This window comes from Roseivivax isoporae LMG 25204 (genome assembly GCF_000521865.1).
Taxonomy (GTDB): Bacteria; Pseudomonadota; Alphaproteobacteria; order Rhodobacterales; family Rhodobacteraceae; genus Roseivivax; species Roseivivax isoporae.
On sequence record NZ_JAME01000114.1, the window covers coordinates 1 to 1,449 of the forward strand.

The following is a 1,449-nucleotide window of genomic DNA, read 5'->3' on the forward strand; positions in this document are numbered from 1 at the left end:
TCCTCGGTCGTGATCACCCACGTGCCGGCCGAGGCCTCGCGCCAATGGTTGTCCGGATCGACATATTCCGGCGCGATCTCGGTCGGCGCGTCCGAGCCAGTCTCGCCCTGGCTGACCTGCACCGAGAAGAGATCGTCGGGCGTCAGCGTGACGGTGGGTTCGATGTAGCGGCCGACGCGGAAGCCGACCTTCCCGTCGGTGCGCTCGAAGAGGAAGGCGTCGCAGGCCGCGGACATCTGCGCGCGCTGCGTCTCGAAGTCCTGGTCGTCGCTGATCGTCCCGTTGATCGTCCACTTCGGCTGCGTGCCGCCCTCGGCGTTCGCCACGAGCGCGTCGGCGGCGTCCGCCTCGACCGCGACCTCGTCCCAGTCGACCTCGCGGCCGAGGATCTCGGTCAGCCAGTGCGCGAGCACCAGCGCGGCGTTGTTGCTGTAGCCGGTCGTGTCGCTGCGCGGATCGTAGATGCCGTTGTGGCCGCGGAACACCGGCGTGTAGGCCCATTCCCGGCCGTTCGGATAGTCTTCGCTGAACTGCTCGGGATCGGTCGCCTTGGCGCGGAGCTTGCCGTAGCAAAGCCCGGCATAGTCGTGGGCCGACGTGATCTCGGTGAACGTCGCGTCGAGGTCCGGGTCGACCACCTGCCCGGGCCCGCCATCGTAGAACCGCACCTTCGCCTCGTCGCCCGGCGGGCTCGTCGTGACGTCGCCCGAGCCGTCGACCTCGACCGGCCATTCGTCGAGGTAGTGCTGCACAAGCCCGTCGCAGGGATGCGCCGCGAGCACGGTCGTGTAGTGCCGGTACGCGCCGCGCATCTTCGAGAAGCCGAACGGCCCGCCCTTGCGCACCTCGCCATAGACCGTCTCGAGGTAGCTGACGGGCTGGGCATAGTTCACCATGCGCGCGCCGGGCTTCGGGATCTGCGGCGCGGGTCGGAGCGCGTTGGCGAGCGCGGCCAGCCCGATGCTGATCACGGTGTTGATGATAAACCCGCCCAGGGCCGATGAGGCGAAGGCGAAGCCCGCCGTGGCCGCGGCGGTGGCGCCCGCCGCCAGGGCCCCGCCGCCGAGCGCCGCGAATACCCCGCCGACGAAGGCCGCGACCGGTCCCGCATCCGCGCGCGATGGCGTCACCAGCGCGGTCGTGCCGAGCAGCGCCGCGACGAGCAGCCTACGCCGCATAGCCCACCCCCCAGATTGCCAGCGGCTGCACCATGGCCGGGCGCAGGATCGTCACGCCCTGGTCGGCGAGGCCAGCCCACCTGGTGCCCGTCCAGAGGCCGCCATGCGGGCGCAGCGGGCTGTCCGCGCGGCGCAGCACGGCGATGTCGCCCGCCTGCGGCGCGTCCACCCGCGGCAGCCCGCCGATGGTCGCGAGCGCCCGCTCGAAGGCGTCGACCGGGTTGCGCAGGAAGCCCGTGGTGCGCTCACACGACATCGGGTCGTCATAGAG

Annotated in this window: 1 protein-coding gene and 1 pseudogene; both read right to left on the minus strand. The window is 71.3% G+C overall.

What is annotated here, in order from left to right:
* Window positions 1–1,178: pseudogene (locus RISW2_RS25565) on the minus strand (hypothetical protein); the annotation flags it as partial.
* Window positions 1,168–1,449: hypothetical protein (locus RISW2_RS22850; protein ID WP_043775733.1), on the minus strand; the 282-nt coding region annotated here is incomplete at its 5' end. The gene RISW2_RS22850 and the pseudogene RISW2_RS25565, both read right to left, overlap by 11 nt.